General features: G+C 74.7%; 14 protein-coding genes. 3 read left to right on the top strand and 11 right to left on the bottom strand.

Annotation, left to right across the window (positions count from 1 at the left end; translation table 11 throughout):
- Positions 1-4: 4 nt before the first annotated feature.
- Positions 5-988 (top strand): ATP-grasp ribosomal peptide maturase, encoded by a 984-nt coding sequence (tgmB, locus tag ACZ6KF_RS21035; RefSeq protein ID WP_469239590.1) that lies wholly within the window; start codon positions 5-7, stop codon positions 986-988.
- Positions 989-1,003: 15 nt separating this feature from the next.
- On the opposite strand, the gene ACZ6KF_RS21030 is transcribed toward tgmB, so the two are convergent.
- The 3 genes from ACZ6KF_RS21030 to ACZ6KF_RS21020 all read right to left on the bottom strand — a co-directional run bounded on the left by ACZ6KF_RS21030 (position 1,004) and on the right by ACZ6KF_RS21020 (position 3,798).
- Positions 1,004-1,243, bottom strand: coding sequence for a DUF5133 domain-containing protein (locus ACZ6KF_RS21030; RefSeq protein ID WP_356635651.1), 240 nt, complete (start codon positions 1,241-1,243; stop codon positions 1,004-1,006).
- Positions 1,244-1,355: 112 nt separating this feature from the next.
- Positions 1,356-3,122 carry an ABC transporter ATP-binding protein gene (locus ACZ6KF_RS21025; protein ID WP_469157788.1) on the bottom strand — a complete coding sequence of 589 codons (1,767 nt, stop codon included), beginning with the start codon at positions 3,120-3,122 and terminating at the stop codon, positions 1,356-1,358.
- Between the two features lie 133 nt (positions 3,123-3,255).
- Positions 3,256-3,798, bottom strand: a complete 543-nt coding sequence (locus tag ACZ6KF_RS21020) for a hypothetical protein (RefSeq protein WP_469174962.1) — start codon at positions 3,796-3,798, stop codon at positions 3,256-3,258.
- 228 nt (positions 3,799-4,026) lie between these two features.
- On the opposite strand from ACZ6KF_RS21020, the gene ACZ6KF_RS21015 reads away from it, so the two are divergent.
- A complete protein-coding gene (locus ACZ6KF_RS21015; RefSeq protein ID WP_356635657.1) occupies positions 4,027-4,248 on the top strand; it encodes a DUF397 domain-containing protein in 222 nt (73 codons plus the stop codon).
- Between the two features lie 93 nt (positions 4,249-4,341).
- Positions 4,342-5,262: a helix-turn-helix domain-containing protein gene (locus ACZ6KF_RS21010; protein ID WP_469157790.1), complete on the top strand. Its 921-nt coding sequence runs from the start codon at positions 4,342-4,344 to the stop codon at positions 5,260-5,262.
- A gap of 54 nt (positions 5,263-5,316) precedes the next feature.
- On the opposite strand, the gene ACZ6KF_RS21005 is transcribed toward ACZ6KF_RS21010, so the two are convergent.
- The 8 genes from ACZ6KF_RS21005 to ACZ6KF_RS20970 all read right to left on the bottom strand — a co-directional run bounded on the left by ACZ6KF_RS21005 (position 5,317) and on the right by ACZ6KF_RS20970 (position 17,300).
- Complete coding sequence (locus ACZ6KF_RS21005; protein ID WP_356635661.1) at positions 5,317-6,144, bottom strand: SAM-dependent methyltransferase; 828 nt, start codon at positions 6,142-6,144, stop codon at positions 5,317-5,319.
- 206 nt (positions 6,145-6,350) lie between these two features.
- Complete coding sequence (locus tag ACZ6KF_RS21000; RefSeq protein WP_356635663.1) at positions 6,351-7,628, bottom strand: ABC transporter substrate-binding protein; 1,278 nt, start codon at positions 7,626-7,628, stop codon at positions 6,351-6,353.
- Positions 7,625-8,746: a branched-chain amino acid ABC transporter permease gene (locus ACZ6KF_RS20995; RefSeq protein ID WP_356635760.1), complete on the bottom strand. Its 1,122-nt coding sequence runs from the start codon at positions 8,744-8,746 to the stop codon at positions 7,625-7,627. The genes ACZ6KF_RS21000 and ACZ6KF_RS20995 overlap by 4 nt, the downstream gene beginning before the upstream one ends.
- A 46-nt stretch (positions 8,747-8,792) precedes the next feature.
- Positions 8,793-9,689 (bottom strand): branched-chain amino acid ABC transporter permease, encoded by an 897-nt coding sequence (locus ACZ6KF_RS20990; RefSeq protein ID WP_469239588.1) that lies wholly within the window; start codon positions 9,687-9,689, stop codon positions 8,793-8,795.
- Positions 9,686-10,486, bottom strand: coding sequence for an ABC transporter ATP-binding protein (locus ACZ6KF_RS20985; protein WP_356635667.1), 801 nt, complete (start codon positions 10,484-10,486; stop codon positions 9,686-9,688). Before ACZ6KF_RS20985 ends, ACZ6KF_RS20990 begins: the two co-directional genes overlap by 4 nt.
- On the bottom strand, positions 10,483-11,265 hold the full coding sequence (locus ACZ6KF_RS20980; protein WP_469239586.1) for an ABC transporter ATP-binding protein: 783 nt from the start codon (positions 11,263-11,265) through the stop codon (positions 10,483-10,485). Before ACZ6KF_RS20980 ends, ACZ6KF_RS20985 begins: the two co-directional genes overlap by 4 nt.
- Before the next feature lie 1,182 nt (positions 11,266-12,447).
- Positions 12,448-13,722, bottom strand: a complete 1,275-nt coding sequence (locus ACZ6KF_RS20975) for an RsbRD N-terminal domain-containing protein (RefSeq protein ID WP_356635671.1) — start codon at positions 13,720-13,722, stop codon at positions 12,448-12,450.
- 62 nt (positions 13,723-13,784) lie between these two features.
- Positions 13,785-17,300, bottom strand: a complete 3,516-nt coding sequence (locus tag ACZ6KF_RS20970; protein WP_469239584.1) for a helix-turn-helix transcriptional regulator — start codon at positions 17,298-17,300, stop codon at positions 13,785-13,787.
- Positions 17,301-17,460: the final 160 nt, after the last annotated feature.

Below are 17,460 nucleotides of genomic sequence, written 5' to 3'. Positions count from 1 at the left end.
GACGATGACCGTACTGATCCTGACCAGCGAGCAGGACGTCACGGCGGACATGGTGGTGGTGCACCTCAACGCCGCCGGCGTCCCGGTGGTCAGGCTGGACCCGGCCGACCTCACCGGCCGGGTCGCGCTCTCCGGCGAGTACGCACACGGCGGCTTCCGCGGCCATCTGTCGTCCGCCGGACGGCTGGTGGGCCTGGACGCGCTGCGTTCGGTGTGGGTGCGGCGGCCGGGGACCCCGGCCGCCCGGGTGGCCCAGCCGTCCGAGTGGCTCACCGAGGAGTCCGGGCAGGCGCTCTACGGCATGCTGCGCGGCAGCGGGACCCGCTGGATGAACCACCCCGACGCCGCCCGCCGGGCCCGGTACAAGCCCTGGCAGCTCCGGCTCGCCCAGCGCGTCGGGCTGCCCGTTCCGGCGACGCTCATCACGACGCTTCCCGAGGCCGCCCGGGACTTCGCGGCGCGGTTCCCGGACCTGGTGGTCAAGCCGGTGTCGGGGGCGCACCCCCAGGAGCCCCCGCGCGCGGTGCCGACCAGCCGCGTGGCCCCGGACGCCGACTTCGAGGCGGTCGCCTTCGGACCGACCCTGCTCCAGCGGCGGATCGCCAAGCGGGCCGACATCCGGCTCACCGTGGTCGGCGCCCGGATGCTGGCCGCCCGGCAGGCGGTCTCCCCGGACGCGGATCCCGACGAGGTGGACGGCCGGTTCGCCGCCCGGCCCTGCCCCTGGCGGCCGGTGGAGGCGCCGGCACGGGTCGCCGAGGGCGTGCGGGCGTACATGCGACAGGCCGAACTGGCGTACGGCGCCTTCGACTTCGTCGAGGACGCCGACGGGACCTGGTGGTTCCTGGAGTGCAACCAGTCCGGGCAGTTCGGTTTCGTGGAGGCGGACACGGGCCAGCCGATCGCCCGCACGATCGCGCGGTGGCTGGCCCGTCCCCCGGGCGACCTGCCGAGACAGGTCGACGGCAGCAGTACGACGGTCCGCTGACCGGGTGGGTCCGCCTCACACGGCCAGCAGCCCGCTCTCGCCGTCCGTGTCCGGCGTCCTGCCGTCGGTCAGCAGGGCGTCGGCCTTTGCGATCGCGTCCTTGAGCTCGCACTCGCCCATCATCACGCACAGGGTGTAACTGACGTCGTCCAACTCCCGAGCCCTCGCCGGCGTCTCCTTCTCGGCCTGGGCGATGCGCAGCGACGCATACCGGGTCAGCAGCTCTCTGACGACCTTCGGATCCGGAACAAGCACGGGGCGCCCCTCTCTCGAACTTTGCGCTCCGTATGCCCGGCATGCGCCGCAGCAATCACCTTCCGTCCGGACCGCTGTCCGATTGACGCGATTCCGTTGCCCGGCAGGCCGCTCAGGCTGCCTGGCCGCTGTGCAGCGCCGCGTAGGCGCCGCCCCGGCTCAGCAGTTCGTCGTGGGTGCCGATCTCCTGGATGCGGCCGTCCCCCATGACGACGATCCGGTCCGCGCCGCGCACGGTGGACAGCCGGTGCGCCACGACGAAGGTGGTCCTGCCCCGCAGCAGCCGGGCGAGGGCCTCCTGGACCAGCGCCTCGGAGCGGGTGTCGAGGGCGGAGGTCGCCTCGTCCAGGATCAGCACCTTGGGATCGCGTATCAGGGCGCGGGCGATGGCGAGCCGCTGGCGCTGGCCGCCGGAGAGACGGGCGCCGTGCTCGCCGACCAGGGTGTCCAGGCCCTGCGGGAGCCGGTCGACGAACTCCAGCGCGTTGGCGTCCCGCAGCGCCGCGCGGACCGTCTCCTCGTCGGTGTCGTCCATGCCGTAGGCGACGTTCTCGCGGATGGTGCCGTCGAAGAGGATCGACTCCTGCGGGACCACCGAGACGAACCGCCGGTAGGTGCGCAGGTCGAGGGTGTTCATGTCGGCGCCGTCGAGCAGCAGCCGTCCGGAGGTGGGGCGGATGAAGCCGATGACGAGGTTGAGCACGGTGGACTTGCCCGCGCCCGACGCACCCACCAGGGCGATGGTCTCGCCGGGCCGCACCGACAGGGTGAAGTCCCGTACGGCGGCCCGCCCGCCGTCGTAGGCGTAGCCGACCTGCTCGAAGGCGACCGCCCCGCGCAGCTCGGTCAGTTCCGCCTTGCCCTCGTTGTCCTCCAGTTCGGGCGCCTGGAGCACCTCGCCGACCGAGCGGACCGACTCCAGGCCCTTGGTGATCACCGGGGCCAGGCCGGCCAGGGTGGTGGTGGAGCCGGTGAGGGTGGTCAGCAGGGCGCTGAGCATGACGACGTCGCCGGGGGTGACGCCCCAGACGTCGTAGTACGAGATGAGGGCCGCGCCGGCCAGGACGAGGACGCCGACGACGTTGAGGAGGACCCAGGCCAGCGAGCCGAACTTGCCGTTGATGAGGTCCAGGCGCATCCCGGAGGCCAGCAGCCGGTGCAGGGTGCCGTCCATCCGGCGCAGCGCCTTGCCCTCCAGGCCGTGGGCGCGGGTGACCGGTATCAGCCGGGTCATCTCGGTCACCCGGGACGACAGGGCCTCCACCTCGTGGCGGAAGTGCTCGTTGTGGGAGCGCAGCCGGGACCGCAGCCGGGCCACGAGAATCGCGGCGGCGGGCACGACGATGAGGAAGACGGGCACGAACTCGGGGGTGCGGACGGCGATGATGATCAGTCCGCCGGTGAGGACCGTGAGCGCGCCGAGGCCGTTCTCGGCGGTCTGCTGGACCATCTGCTCGACGGTCTCCACGTCCCGGACGACCTTGGCCTGGAGGACGCCGGCGCTCATCCGCGAGTGGTAGCCGATGGACAGCTGCTGCATCCGCGTGCACAGCGAGGAGCGCAGGGCGGTGCCCATGCGGCGGACGCTGCCGTACAGCAGTCGCACGTAGAGGACGTGCAGGGGGTAGTTGACCACCAGGATGAACATGATGATCCCGGTGCTGGTCCACAGTCTGCTGATCGGCTGGTGCTGGACGACGGTGTCGATGATGGACGCGGTGATCAGCGGCAGCAGCCAGACCGGACTGTGCTTGACGGTGAAGACTCCGACGGCGGCGGCGAGCCGCCAGCGGTCGGCGTGGAACAGGTAGGCGAGTGTGCGTACCGGGTGTTCACCCTGGTAGCGGTGGTCGAGTGGGCGCTCCGACAGCGACGCCATCCGCGGTGGTCCTCTCCGGTCTGTCCTGGTGGCGGGCAAGCGCTTCCTGCCCACGGCGATCAGAGGTACACCGGGTGGGGCCCACGGCGCGGGTGCCGTCCGCGGGATGAGACCGGGCCGGGCGCCCGGCCGGTCAGTCGCCGAGGGCGAGGGCGAGTTCGCCGGCCGCGCGCACGACCTCGGGGTCGGGGTCGCACCGCAGGGCCGCGAGGGCGCCGCGTCCGGCGTGCACGGCGTCGCGGGCGGCCCGCTCCCAGACGACGTGGTTCTCGCGGTGGTTGAGCAGCTTGGGGTAGGCGGCCGCGGTGTGCTCCCACTGGCGGGCGTCGGCGATGTTCCGCAGCAGACCGAGGATCCCGGGCCGGCAGGCGACCTGCGGGATCCGGGCCAGTTCCCACAGGAAGGGCACGGTGGCCGCGGTGGCCTGCTCCGTCACGAAGCCGTACTGGCAGACACGGCCGCGCAGCTCGTCCAAGGCGGAGTGGGCGGTGTCGCTGGCGCCCCAGGCGATGCTGTTGAGGAGCAGGGGGACGGCGGCGGCCGAGCCGCTGGAGTCCCGCAGCTCGTGCCAGGGCACCTCGCCGAGCGCGCCGAGGGGCGGCACCCGGGGCACGCCCGTCGTCGTCTCGCGGTCGGTGCGCTCGTCGCTCTGCTGTCCCGTCGAAGCGGTGGGCATGGCTTCCGGCCTTTCCGCGGGCGGTCATGTGGTCGGGGAGGACCGTCGGAGCCGGCCTCATTCCCGGCGCGGTCGCTGATGCGACGTCAGAATCGGTCGGCCCTCCGTGGGTTGCGCCGCGGCCATTATTCACGTCGCCGACGCGCCCGTGCAATTGCATGAGAAATTGCGCGAGAATGTGGGTAGGTCTTCGGCCAAGCCAACGCCAGGGAGGTCACGGTGTCACCGATGCCGAACGGAGTGCGGGCCAGCGCGCTGGACGCCCGCTGGATCAAGAGCCGCCACAGCAACGCCGAGGGGAACTGCGTCGAGGTCGCCGCTCTGGCCGACGGGGCCGTCGCGGTGCGCAACTCCCGCCATCCCGACGGTCCCGCGCTCGTCTACACGGCCGCCGAGATGGCCGCGTTCGTCGCGGGCGCCAAGGACGGCGAGTTCGACCATCTCCTGTAGGACCCCCGCTCGTCGCAGGGCGTCCCCGTCTGCTGCGGACCGGCGAAGTACGGTAACGTGACGGTCACTTCCGCCGGTCCGCAGGGAGCCAGGATGTCCGCCGAATCGCAGCGCATCTCACGTCTCCGGCCCTATCTGGACCGGGCCGAACCCGCCCCGGTCCTGCTCAAGATGCTCGTCGGCGTGCAGCTCGCGGGCCTGCGCGAGGAGGCCGGGCTCGCCCAGGACCAGGCCGCGCGGGAAGTGGGCTTCAGCCCCGCGAAGCTGTCGCGGATCGAGTCCGGCAAGGGCCGCAGGCCGCCGACCGAGGCCGACGTCCGGGCGCTGCTCAGGCTCTACGGCGTCGAGGAGTACGAGACGTCGGTGCTGCTCGAGTTGCTGCGGCGGGCCGGTGAACCCGGCTGGTGGCAGCGCTACGACAAGCGGCTGATGCCGGAGTGGTTCGACCGGCTGGTCGGGCTCCAGGAGGGAGCGGCCGCGATCCGCACCTTCGAGATACAGCACGTCCCCGGCCTGCTGCAGATCCCGGAGTACACCCGGGCGGTCGTGGAGCGCGGACTGCCGGTCGCGTCACCGCGGGAGGTGCGCCGCCGGGTCGAACTGCGCACCAGGCGGGCCCGGTTGCTGCACCGCGCCGATCCGCCGCAGCTGTGGGCGATCCTGGACGAGGCGGTCCTGCTGCGCGTGCTCGGCAGCCGCGAGGTGATGCGCGAGCAGCTCGCCCATCTGATCGAGATGGCCCGCCGCCCCCATGTCACCGTGCAGATCGTGCCGTTGGACGTCACCAACGCCTCGGCCCCGTCGTTCCCGATCACCTATCTCCGCTTCGACGGCCTCGATCTGCCCGACGTCGTCTATCTGGAGCACATCAAGAGCGCGAACTTCCTCGAGGACCGTGACGACACCGAGCAGTACCGTCTGGTCCTGGACCGGCTGGCCGACGACGCGCTCACGCCGCGCGAGTCGCTGGCCCTGCTGGAGCGGACCATGGAGAGCCGCTACGCCGCCGGCTGAGCCGTCCCGTCCGGCGGCCGGCTCGGGAGGCTGCGCCACGGCCCGCGGGCCGGGCTACTTCGGCGGAATCCTGCCTATGCCGCCGAACTCGATCCACTCGTGGGTGAGCTGGCGGGGCGCGGACACCTCGGAGTCGGGGCGCCAGGTGGAGACCTCCACCAGTCCGGGCTCCAGGATCTCCAGTCCCTCGAACAGGGCGGCCACGTCCTTCTCCTCGCGGACGCGGCCCCAGCTGCCCTGGGTGGCCCGGTGCATGAAGTCGGTGACGAACGCGCGGACCTCAGGATCGGCGCTGACCAGCTGGCACATCAGCAGGAAGCTGCCAGGGGCGAGCCGCTCGGCGACCCGGCGAACCACGGCCTGCGGGCCGTCGGTGTCGCTGTCCGGGATGCAGTGGAACACCGAGTTGAACAGCACGGCGACCGGCTCGTCGAAGTCGATCAGGCGCTTCGTGTCGGGGTGGTCGAAGATCTCGTCGGTCCTGCGCAGGTCGGCGTGGATCACGCAGGTGCGCTCGTCCTGCTCCAGCAGCGCGCGGCCGTGCACCAGGACCATCGGGTCGTTGTCGACGTAGACGACGTGCGCCGTGGGGTCGACGCTCTGTGCGACCTGGTGGACGTTGTCCTGGGTGGGCAGGCCGGAGCCGTGGTCCACGAACTGGCGTATGCCGAACTCCCGCGTCAGCGTCCGCACGGCGCGCTGGAGGAAGCGGCGGTTGTTGACCGCCAGCCGGCGGGTGCTGGGGACCACCTGGTCGAGTTGCTCGCACGCCGCGCGGTCGGCGGCGTAGTTGTCCTTGCCGCCGAGGTAGTAGTCGTACATACGCGCGGCGGTCGGGACGTTGGCGTCGATCTCCGTGGACAGCGGTTTGTCGGTGTGCATGCATCCCCCAGCTCGGTGCCGAGCGCCAACTCGGTGGAAACGACGGGCAGTCCGCCATCCTAGGGAGTGGACGATCGCCGGTGCCAGTCCGCGTGCGCATGATCGCGGAACGCCTCGCGGCCGTCCGCCGCGCTGCCCGTCCTCTTCCGCGTCGATGGCACGCCGCCCGGCCCGCGCCCCGTGCCGCGGGCCGGGCGGCACCGTCGTCAGCCCCTCGACGCGAGGTAGTCCTCGGCGCCGGGGATCTCCTTGGCGTCCTCCTCGATCACGATGTTGCCGACCGCCTTGGCGTCGGGCTTGAGGATGTAGGCGGACAGGCTCGCCGGGCGGGAGACGTCGGAGAAGTTCTGCGGGGTGCCGAGGCCGGTGTCGGCGCGGTCCTGCGACCGGTGGGCCGCGACCACGTCCTCACGCGCCAGGCTGCCGCGCGCGCACGCCTTCTCCAGGTCGTCGCCCAGCAGCTTGGCGGCGTTGTACCCGGACAGCACACCGGAGTCGACCGGCGAGCCCGGGTACTTCTTCTGGTAGGAGGCGACCATCCGCTGCACCCCGACGATGTCCGCGCTGACCGCGGGCGCGGCGCTCACCACGTGCACCATGGCCTCCAGGGCCTTGGCGGCCGGGGTCTTCATCAGCTGGGGCGCGTAACCCGGGGCGCTGCTGACGATCGGCACCTGCAGTCCGCGGGAGGCGGCCACACCGGCGAGCGACGCCGTCTGGGCGGGACCCGCGCTGATCAGGACGGCCTTCACGCCGGCCTCGCGCAGCGCCGACACCTGGGCGGTCAGGTCGGTGTCGGTGGCCTTGATCTTCTGGTCCACGACCTTCAGACCGGCCTGCTCCGCGGCCCACTCGGAGCCCTCCAGCGCATTGGCGCCGTAGTCGCCCTCGAAGTAGACGTGTCCGATCGCGTCGCCCTTCTTCAGCCCCTTGGTGCGGGTCAGGTAGTCGACGGCGGCGATCATGTCGATGTCGTAGGTCGTGCCGAGGACCTGCACGGACTCCTTGCCGAGCAGGGAGGCCGCCCACGCCTGCGGGAAGGTGAGCACCTTGTCCTTCTCGATGTCGTCGATCAGCGCGGCGACCACCGGGGAGCCGATGACCTGGGGCAGCGCGACGACGTCCGAGGACATGTCGGCGTACGCGGTGACCGCCTTCTGCACGTCGTAGCCGTGGTCCTCGACGACGATCTCGACCTTGCGGTCGCAGATGCCGCCGTCGGCGTTGACCTCCTCGGCCCACATCTGCTGCGCCTGCACGATGCTCTTGCCGAGGGTGGCGTAGGGGCCGGTCAGGTCGGTGAGGGCGCCCAGCCGGATGGTCTTCTCGGTGACGCCGGGGCCGGTCTTGACGCCGTCGGCGCCGGCCGTCGGCTTCTCGTCCTCCCCCTTGGAGCTGCAGCCGGTGGCCGCGATGAGCAGAGCCGACAAGGCCGAGGCGAGGAGGATGCGGGAGGTGCGGGTTCTGTGGTGCGTGAGGTTCACGGGGTGTGCTCCTTGGCTCGAACGGCTGAGGCGGGTGGAGGAGTGGAGGGTGGGGAGTCCGTCGCCGGGGGCCGGGTTCGCCTCCGGCTCAGACGGGCGCGGAGCCGGCCGGTCAGGCCGTGCAGTCCGTCCGGCGCGTACAGCAGTACGAGCACGATCGCCGCGCCGTAGAGGTAGCGGGCGGCCTCGGTGGGGCCGACCGATCCGTCGCCGGAGCCGGGCGCCGCGACGAACGGCAGCTGGTCGGCGTAGCGCGTCATCAGCAGGGGCAGGGCGGTGACGAAGACCGCGCCCGCGGTGGCGCCGGCCACGGAGCCCAGGCCGCCGATGACGATCATGGCGAGGTAGTCGACGGAGAGCAGCAGGCCGAAGTAGTCCGGCACGATGCGGCGGAAGCCCAGGGCGAGCAGCGCGCCGCCGAGTCCCGCGTACATGGAGGACACCACGAACGCCGCCGAGCGGTAGCGGGCCACGTCGACGCCCATCACGGCCGCCGCGGTCTCGCTGTCGCGCACGGCCACCAGGGCGCGGCCGGGGCGTCCGCGCAGCAGTCCGCGGGCGGTGAACCAGGTGAGGGCGAACAGCGCGAGCCCCAGGTACCACAGCCGTTCCTCGGCGCCGAAGGGCACGCCGAGCACGGTCAGTTCGGAGGTGTCGTCGAAGGCGAACCCGCCGACGGTCAGCGGCGGCACGGAGCGGCCGTTGAAGCCGCCGGTGACGGAGTCCGCGGTGAGCAGGATGTGGTGGCCGAGGAAGACCAGCGCGAGGGTGGCGACACCGAGGTAGATACCGCGCACCCGGCCGGCGACGGGGCTGAACAGGCCGCCCGCGACGCCGGTGAGCAGCACGGCCAGCACCAGGGCGAGCAGGGGCGGCAGGCCGAGCCCGGGGTCGCCCGCCAGCCAGGAGTAGCCGTACGCGCCGACGGCGAGGAAGAAGGCGTGGCCGAGGGAGAGCTGGCCGGCGGTGCCGGAGAGCAGGTTGAGGCCGACGGCGCCGATGGCGGCGGCCATCGCGAACAGGCCGATGCGCAGCCAGAAGGCGTCCAGGTAGAAGGGCAGGGCGCACAGCAGGACGAGGGGCAGCGCGAGGGCGAGCAGGCGCCGGGGGGCCGGGATGCCCGGGCGGGCGGGGCCGGCCTTGGGGGCGCGGGCGGGCCGGTGGTCAGACACGGACGGCTCCCTTCGCGCCGAACAGTCCGGTGGGGCGCACGAGGAGCACCAGAACCATCACGGCGTACGGGGCGACATCGCCGAATCCCTCGCCGAGGACGTGGAGTTGGGTCTGGTAGCCGGCGACGAGGGCCTCGGTGAGGCCGATGAGCAGGCTGCCGGCCAGGGCGCCGGTGGGCGAGGCCATGCCGCCGAGGACGGCGGCCGGGAATGCCTTGAGGGCGATCTGGCCTGTGGTGCGCTCCAGTCCGGGCGCGGGGAAGGCGACGAGGAACACCGCGGCCAGCGCGGCCAGCGCGCCGGCCAGGCACCAGGCGATGGTGCGCACACGCACCAGCCGGACGCCCATCAGGGAGGCGGCCTCGACGTCCTCCGCCGCCGCCCGCAGGGACAGGCCCCAGGAGGTGAAGCGGAAGAGAGCGAAGACGCCCGCGATGACGAGGGCGGAGACCACGATGGCGGCGATCCGGCTGTCCGCGACGGTCACCGGGCCCAGTTCGGTCACCGCGTCGCCCCAGGGGTCGCCGAGGGAGAGCAGGTCGCCGCCGATGCGCCGGGCCAGATCGGTGACGAGCACGATGTCGACGCCGATGGTCACGATGGTGGCCACGTGCGCGGCCTGGGCGTCCTGGCCGACGCGCTGCAGCAGGAGCCGGTCGACGGCGCCGGCCACCAGGGCGGTGGCCAGGACGGCGACGGCGAGGGCGCCCGCGAAGCCGAGGTCGTCGTGGAGTACGGCGGTGAGGTAGCCGCCGAGCAGCAGCAGGGAACCGTGGGCGAAGTTGAGCACGCCCGACGCCTTGAAGATGATCACGAAGCCCAGGGCGACCAGGGCGTAGACCGAGCCGAGGGCCAGCCCGTTGAGCACGTGGTCGAGCAGTTCGGTCATGCCGCCTCCTCCTCGGGGTTGCCGGTGCCGAGATAGGCGCGCAGCACTTCGGGGTCGCGCTGGACCTCTTCGGGGGTGCCGTGGGCGATGCGCCGGCCGAAGTCGAGGACGGTGACCTCGTCGGCCAGGCGCATCACCAGGCCCATGTCGTGTTCCACCAGGACCACCGACAGGCCGAGCCTGGCGCGCACGTCGCGGACCACCTCGGCGGTGCGGGCGCGTTCCTCGGCGTTCATGCCGGCCACGGGCTCGTCGAGCAGCAGCACGCGGGGCTCCAGGCACAGGGCGCGGGCGAACTCCACGCGCTTGCGGTCGCCGTACGACAGGACCGCGACGGGAGTGTCGAAGTGCGGTCCGAGACCGACGAGTTCGGCGATCTCCCGGACTCGCGCCCGGTGTTCGCGCTGTTCGCGGACGGCGCCGGGCAGGCGCAGGGCGCTGGCGGCGAATCCGGCGCGGGACAGGGCGTGCCGGCCGAGCATCAGGTTGTCGGCGACCGTGCCCTCGGTGGTGACGATGTTCTGGAAGGTGCGGGCGACGCCGAGCGCTGCGATCCGGTGCGGGGCCAGCCGGGTCAGTTCCACGTCGCCGAGCCGGATGGAGCCGGCTGCCGGACGGTACAGGCCCGAAAGGACGTTGAAACAGGTCGACTTGCCCGCCCCGTTGGGGCCGATGACGGCGTGCACGGTGCCCGGGGCGACGGTGAGGGAGACGCCGTCGAGGGCGGTGAGTCCGGCGAACCGGACGGTGACGTCGCGGACTTCGAGGACCGGTGGCGTGGAGCTGCGAGTCGTCACGCCGCCCCCTGGTCGTCGGCGGCCTCGCCCAGGTACAGGCGGCGCACCGCGTCGGTGCGCGCCAGTTCGTCGGCGGGGCCGGACAGCTGGACCTCGCCGACCTCCAGCACATGGGCGTGGTCGGCGAGGGACAGCGCCATGCCGGCGTTCTGCTCGACGAGGAGTACGGCGGTGCCCTGGGCGTTGATCTCGCGGATCACCTCGGCGATCCGCTGCACCATGAGCGGGGCGAGCCCGAGGGAGGGCTCGTCGAGCAGCAGCAGGCGGGGGGCGGCCATCAGGGCGCGGCCCATCGCGAGCATCTGCTGTTCGCCGCCGGAGAGCAGGCCGGCGGCCTGGCCGGTGCGCTCGGCGAGGCGGGGGAAGAGCGTGAAGACCCGGTCGCGCGCCTCCCGGACGAGGGCGGGGCTGCGGCGGCCGAGACCCAGGCCGCCGGAGCGGAGGTTCTCCTCGACGGTGAGCCCGGCGAACACGCGCCGGCCCTCGGGGACCTGGACGACGCCGGCGCGGACCGCCGCGACCGGCTCCTGACCGTCGAGCGCGGTGTCGCCGTAGTGGATGCGGCCGGCCGTGATCGCGCCGCGGTGCAGACGCAGCGTCCCCGACACCGCCCGCAGCAGCGTCGACTTGCCGGCGCCGTTGGCGCCGAGCAGGGCGACCACGCCGCCGGGCGGGACGGTGAGGGACACGTTACGGAGGGCGGACAGGGAACGGCCGTACGTCACGTCGAGGTTCTCGACGCGCAGAGCGGTCTGCTCGTCCGGTGGTGCTTCGGGCATCACGGCTCCTCGGATCCGCGCCACGGACGGCACGGGCTTCGGGGGAATGAGCGCTCACGACAGCACGGGGGGCCGACGCCGGTACAGGCTGAGGCGGGTGGTCGCTGCGCGGTTACAACGGGGGGGCGGTGGGCTTGTGTGGGTGCCCAGGGGGCGGCGGGGGCGGGGGACGGGGGCCGGCTGCGGGGGCGGAACCCGGCTGCGGGGCGGGCCGGTCGGGGGTGCGCGGCATGGAGGCGGAGGTGTCGCAGGGTGGGCGGGGCGGTGGGCCCGCCGGTGGACGTGCGGGCGCGAAACGGCGGGCCGCGTAGGCCGGCGGAGGTGTCGCAGGGTGGCGGGGCGGTGGGCCCGCCGGTGGACGTGCGGGCGCGAAACGGCGGGGCGCATAGGCCGGCGGAGTGACGGGACCGGAGCCCGGGTGCGGCGGGCGGGGGCCGAGCGCCCGACCGCGGCGGGTGTCCGGGGCGGGCAGGTGGTGGAGCTCCGGGGCTGGGCGTGCGGGCGCGAGGGGCGTGCGGGGCGGTGCGGGAGGGGGCGGAGGTGGCGTGGACCCGGTGCCCGAAGGCGCGGTCGCCGTGGGCGAAGTCGGCACCGAGTCGCGCGAGACGGCTCGAAGCGCCGTCACCGGACCGCGGCACGGACGCGTTCGACGCGGCAGTGGCCGGGGAGGTCACGACCCGCCGTGTCGGCGCGGACGCGGCGGGTCGGCGGACGCCCGCGAAGGGGCGGGCCCACCCACGGGACGGCCAAGGGCGCGACGGGGTCGGGGTCCCCACGCGGCGGGTGCGGTGCCGAGCGCCCCGACCGGGGCGGTTGCAGGGGGTGCGGGGACATCCCGAGCACAGCGCCGAGCAGCCGGCCCGAGCGGGGACCCGCGGGCGGCAGGTGGGCCGGGAGCGCACCCCGGGCGCCGGATCGCCATCGCAGCCGTCGCACGCCGACCTCACGGGGCTCCGCGCGGACGCCGACGGGCGTCGGGCCGGACGCGACCGGCGTCGGGCGTCGGGCGTCGGGCGTCGGGCGTCGGGCGGATGCCACAGGCGGCGGGCCGGAACCCGCGGGAGGCGCGCCCGCCCGGCGTACGGGCTCGCCGCCCGAGCCGCGACGCCCGGCCTCCTGGACCGCTGGGCTTTGGGGCTTCCGGGTCCCTGGACTCCTGGCGAAGTCGGCCGAAAGTCGTCCTCAGTCGCGCAGGAGGCGACGGGCCGTCAGGGCCAGGCTGATCTCGACGACGTCGGACGGGCGGGCCAGGGAGCGGGAGGTGAGCTGCTCGAAGCGGCGCAGCCGGTTCAGGACCGTGTTGCGGTGGCAGTACAGCTGCCGCCCCGCCCGCTGCGCGGAGCCGTCGCACGCGAACCACGCCGCCAGCGTGTCCAGCAGGACCTCGCGGTCGGCCGGCTCCAGCCGGTCCAACGGTCCGAGGACCTGCTCGGCGAGCGCCGCGCCGAGCTCCGGGGAGGAGACGACGAGGGCCGCGGGAAGGTGCTCGTCCAATCTGATCGTGCCGCCTTCCTCGGGGCAGATCTCGAGCGCGGTGTCCGCCAGTCTGCGGGCGTCGCCCACCGCGGCCAGCCCCTCGACGACACCGCCGATGCCGATCCGCACCCCCGCAGCGGTGTCCACGGTGTCACCCCCGGCCCACGGCGACTCCCCCTCGGGCAGCAGGACTATGCCGTAGTCCACCTCCGCGCCCGTGTGCCAGTGCACCTGCACACCCGGGGGCACGGCGGCGGCCCTGACCTCACCGGTGCCGAGGACGGCCGGCCCGGCGGCCACCGCCACGACGGCGTACCGCCCCTGCTCGGGCAGGTCGAGCACGCTCGCGGCCTCGGGCAGGTCGGCGATCCTGCTGGTGCCGTCGAGCAGCGCGGCGAGCAGCAGCCGCGCCCGGTTCTCGCGCCGCCAGGCCAGTTGCCGCTCCACCTGCCGGTAGGCATCGGCGACGAGGGTGCAGTGCTCGTCGACGAAGTTCCACACGTCGGACGCCACGTGCACCAGCAGCCGTACGTCCTCCGGCGCCGACCGTGCCGTCTCCTCGACCAGACCCTGCCAGACCAGCGAGCCGCCGAGCCGGAACGCGTGCAGCAGCGCGTCCAGCGGCAGCCCCTGCTCCGCGCGGACGGCGCCGATCCGCCAGGAGCAGCGCAGGGCGGCGTCCCGGGCGCCACGCGGGTCGAGCAGCGAGGCCACGCTGTGCCGCAGGGACCGGTGCACCTCCTGCCAGGTCCCGGTCGGATCGCTCGCCACGGCGGACCGGTAGGCGGGTTCCTGCTCCTGCAGCTGGGCCACGAGCCGGTCGGTCAGCTCGGGCAGGTCGTCCAGCAGCACGCGGGCAGCGCGGTGCAGGACGCGCAGGGCGTCCGCGTCCATCAACGACCGGCCGGTGCGCGTCCGCGTGGGCGGGACGGCTCCCGGTCCGGGCCGCAGCGTCGTTCTCGGCCGAAGGGCTGGCTGCATCGCGGTCCTCCCCCAGGGTGACTCGTGCTGCCTCGAAGGATGGCATACCGTCCGGTCGGTCCCTAGGGTTGTGCACCGGACTTTTCGGCGCGGCCGACGATACGCGCCAGCTCGACCCGGGATCGCACCCCCAGAACCGCGAAGACATTGCGCAGGTGGTAGTCGATCGTCCGGGTGCTGACGGACAGCGTGCGGGCCACTTCGCGGTTGGTGGCGCCGGCCGCCACACACCGCGCGACGCGCCACTGCTGGGGCGTCAGCCGGTCCAGGGCGCCGGCCCCGTCGCCGCTCGGCGCCGCCCCGTTGGCCCGCAGTTCGCCCCGGGTCTGCTGCGCCCACGCGCCGGCGCCGCACCGCTCGAAACCCATCAGCGCGGCCCCGAGCCGGTCCCGCGCCTCCCGCAGCCGGCGCCGGCGCCGCAGCCATTTGCCGTACGCCAGCTCGGTGCGGGCCCGTTCGAAGTCCCCGGCCGCTGCGTCGTGCAGGTCGAGGGCGCGCAGGTAGAGGGCGTCGGCCCGGTCGGGGGCGGCCAGCAGGGCGTGGCAGCGTTCCAGCAGGGCGGGGGCCTGCGGGTCGGCGCCCAGGCCGGCCCAGGCGGCGAACTCGCCGACGACGGTGCGCGCGTCGTCGGGGCGGCCGGCGAGCACCGCCGCCTCCACGAAGCAGGGCACGGCGAGCATCCACACCGCGAAGTGGCCGCGCCTCGGTCCGGGCAGGACGAGCGGGCCGAGCCGGTCGGCCGCCTCCAGGGGACGGCCACGGCCCAGGTCGGCGCGGGCCGCGGCCCAGTGGGCGAGCGCGGCGGCCTGGGCGAGTCCGTGCCGGCGCGCCGTCGCGAGCGCGGCGATCACGTGGTGGGCGACGACGGCCGACTCGTCCTCGATCGACGCCGCCAGGGCGAGTACGGCGTGGTGGTGGGCGGCGGTGTTGCGCTGGCCCGCCCGTTCGGCGGCGCGCAGTCCCTCCTCGGCGTGGGTGCGGGCCTGGGCGTGGCAGCCGGCGCGCAGTTCGGCGTAGGCGAGGTACTCCAGCGCCCGGGGTTCGACGGCGCCGGATCCGTGGGTGCGGGCCGATGCGAGCGCCCTCGCCCCGGCACGGGCGGCGGTGGCGGCGTCGCCGAGCAGCAGCGCCGCAGCGGCGGCGCGGAGGAGGGCCTCGGCGTCGTCGGCGGCGAGGGCGTGCCGGACGACCCGGCCGAGGGGGGCCGCCGCCCGGTCGAACCGTGCCTCCAGCACGGCCCGCATGCCGACCCGGTAGTCGGCGGTCGGATCAGGGGCCGCGGCGACGGTGAGCGGGCGGTGCCCGTGAGCATGAGAGGCGGCGTGCGGGATGCTCCCGCTCGCCGCGGCCGGGGCAGGACGGGCGACGTCGAAGGCGGGCAGGCCGTCCGCCGTGCGGCCCCTGTCGCCGGCGGCGAGGACTGCCGCGGCGGTACGCGGGCGGTCCCGGCTTGGCAGCGCCTGCGCACCGAGACGGTCGCGCCGCGCGCCTGCGGCCTCGGGCATGCCCGGCCTGTCGCCGCCGGTCGCCCGCGACGCGGCCTCCGGCCCGCCGAGCCCTTCACCACCGGCCGCCCGCGGCACGGACCGTGGACAGCCCCCGCCGGAAGCGGCGTCCGCACCGAAGCCGTCGCGCCGCACACCCTCCGTCTCCAGCCCTCCGAACCCCTCGCCGCCGGTCACCCGCGGCACGGACCGTGGACAGCCCCCGCCGGAAGCGGCGTCCGCACCGAAGCCGTCGCGTCCCTCTCCCCCGGCCGCATGGCACCCCACCGACGCCGACACCGGTGCCGCGGACACCGATCCCGCGGACCGCACTCGCTCACCCCCGGACAGGGCAGCACCGCGCATCCCGCACACCACCTCGCGGTCGCCCCCGGACAGCGCCCCGCACACCGCGCACACCTCCCCGGCCGCCTCACGGCGACCGGCGCTGCGCGCCGCGACCACGCCCGCCGACGCCGGCCGGACCGGCGGCTCCAGACCCGGCAGTCGCAGACGGCCGATGGCGCCGGCCGGGTCGTCGGCCGTCAGGGCCTCGTGGCAGTCCGTGATGCGGCCGGCCGTCCAGGCGGCGTCCGCGGCGGCCAGGGCCGCTGCCGCCGCGCGTGGGGGGTCGTCCGCGGCCAGCAGTGAGGCGGCGGCCAGGAGGGAGGCGTGGGCGTCGGCCACCGGGCCGTCGTACCGCTCGGCCAGGCCGCGCACCAGTTCGGCGCGCCCGCGGACCGCTGCCGGGACCACGCCGTCGGGGACCTCGGCGAGCAGCCGGAGGGCGCGGCGGGGGCTGCCGGCGAGCAGGGCCTGCTCGGCTGCGGCCACATGGCGCGCGGCGCGCAGGGGCAGCGCGGGGGTCAGTTCGGCGGCGCGGGCGTGGGCGGCGGCGCGCAGTCGGTGGGAGGCGGGGAGCGCCGGGTCGTCGGCCGCCGCCGACAGTTCGGCCGCGACGGGAAGGTCGGGCGCGGTCGTCGCCCAGGCGCGGTGCAGCAGCGCGGCCGGGCGGCGTCCGGCGCTCTCGTGGGCGTGGGCGAGCGCGCGGTGGGCGGCGCGCCGCCGACTGGGGGGCGCGGCGGCGTAGCAGGCCCGGCGGACCAGGTCGGAGGCGAAGTGGAAGCCGCCGTCGGCGGCGACGACCGTCTCGGGGACGGGCGCGGGGCGTCCCAGGGCGGTCAGGACGAGGCCGGCGTCGGCGGACTGCGCGTCCGCCTCGCGCAGGGCGGCGGCCACGGTCAGCGCCAGGTCGTCCGCTTCGGTCCAGGTCCCGCCCGGCCGGTATCCGGCGACGCTCGTCAGGACGGCGGCGTCGGCCAGGGGACGAGGCGGAGTCCGGCGGCCGGCCAGTTGCTCGGGGGACAGCCGGTCCAGCAGGGCCAGCAAGAGGGCGGGGTTCCCGGCCGCCTCCGTCAGGAGTTCGCCGCGGACCGGGCCGGTCATGCCGCCGGTCGCCTCGTCGAGCAGCGCGCCCGCGTCCGTGTCGGACAAGGGGTGCAGGGCGAGGACGGGCAGCCCCGCCAGCTCCCGGTCGGGCGCGGGCCGGTGTCCGCCCGTGGTGAGCAGCAGGCCCACCCGGCCGGCGGTGTGCAGTCGGCGGGCGGCCCCGGCGAGCGCGGCGCGGGACGGGGCGTCCCACAGGTGCACGTCGTCCACGCAGACCAGCAGCGGGGCGGGTCCGGCCGCGGCCCGCAGCGCTTCGAGCAGGGTCCGGGCGGCCGTCTCGGCATCCTGGAGGCCGCCGGCGGGAGGGTGACCGCCGGTGGGAGTGCGGCCGGGGGCGGGAGGGTGGCCGTCGGGGGCGGCGCGGTCGCTGCCGGTGAGGGCCGCCGCGGCCCTGCACAGCGCGTGCGGGCCGTCGTAGGGCCGTGGTGTCCCGGCGGAGTCGGCCCGCAGATGGAGCACGGGACCGGTGGAGAAGGAGCGGGCGGCGTGGTCGAGGAGGACGGTGCGGCCGAGGCCGGGTTCCCCGGTCACGACGAGCACGCCGCTGCCCGTCCCGATCCGTTCCAACAGCGCGGCAAGGGCGCGCAGTTGGCTGTCGCGTCCGTGGAGCCGGGGTGCCGTCCTCGCGGTCGTCTGTCCGGTCATTCCCGCGACGTTACGCGCGGGTAACGCGTAGTGGAAGGGTCGGGTCCAGGTTGCCCCGGCGGCGTATCCGGGCGGTCACCTGCCCGTTCTCCCGCCGCCGGGGACGTACGACGTGTGCGGGCGCCCAACGAGGCGGCGGTCCGCCCGTGCAGTGGCCCAA

It is taken from the genome of Streptomyces sp. NPDC046379, assembly GCF_055587785.1.
This window is presented reverse-complemented; position numbering and strand designations above follow the sequence as displayed.

What these genes read in the sequence shown, in the direction of transcription:
- tgmB (WP_469239590.1), top strand. Translation starts at nt 5, where the DNA reads ATGACCGTACTGATCCTGACCAGCGAGCAGGACGTCACGGCGGACATG.
- ACZ6KF_RS21025 (WP_469157788.1), bottom strand. Translation starts at nt 3,122, where the DNA reads ATGGCGTCGCTGTCGGAGCGCCCACTCGACCACCGCTACCAGGGTGAA.
- ACZ6KF_RS21020 (WP_469174962.1), bottom strand. Translation starts at nt 3,798, where the DNA reads ATGCCCACCGCTTCGACGGGACAGCAGAGCGACGAGCGCACCGACCGC.
- ACZ6KF_RS21015 (WP_356635657.1), top strand. Translation starts at nt 4,027, where the DNA reads ATGCCGAACGGAGTGCGGGCCAGCGCGCTGGACGCCCGCTGGATCAAG.
- ACZ6KF_RS21010 (WP_469157790.1), top strand. Translation starts at nt 4,342, where the DNA reads ATGTCCGCCGAATCGCAGCGCATCTCACGTCTCCGGCCCTATCTGGAC.
- ACZ6KF_RS21005 (WP_356635661.1), bottom strand. Translation starts at nt 6,144, where the DNA reads ATGCACACCGACAAACCGCTGTCCACGGAGATCGACGCCAACGTCCCG.
- ACZ6KF_RS20990 (WP_469239588.1), bottom strand. Translation starts at nt 9,689, where the DNA reads ATGACCGAACTGCTCGACCACGTGCTCAACGGGCTGGCCCTCGGCTCG.
- ACZ6KF_RS20980 (WP_469239586.1), bottom strand. Translation starts at nt 11,265, where the DNA reads ATGCCCGAAGCACCACCGGACGAGCAGACCGCTCTGCGCGTCGAGAAC.
- ACZ6KF_RS20975 (WP_356635671.1), bottom strand. Translation starts at nt 13,722, where the DNA reads ATGCAGCCAGCCCTTCGGCCGAGAACGACGCTGCGGCCCGGACCGGGA.
- ACZ6KF_RS20970 (WP_469239584.1), bottom strand. Translation starts at nt 17,300, where the DNA reads ATGACCGGACAGACGACCGCGAGGACGGCACCCCGGCTCCACGGACGC.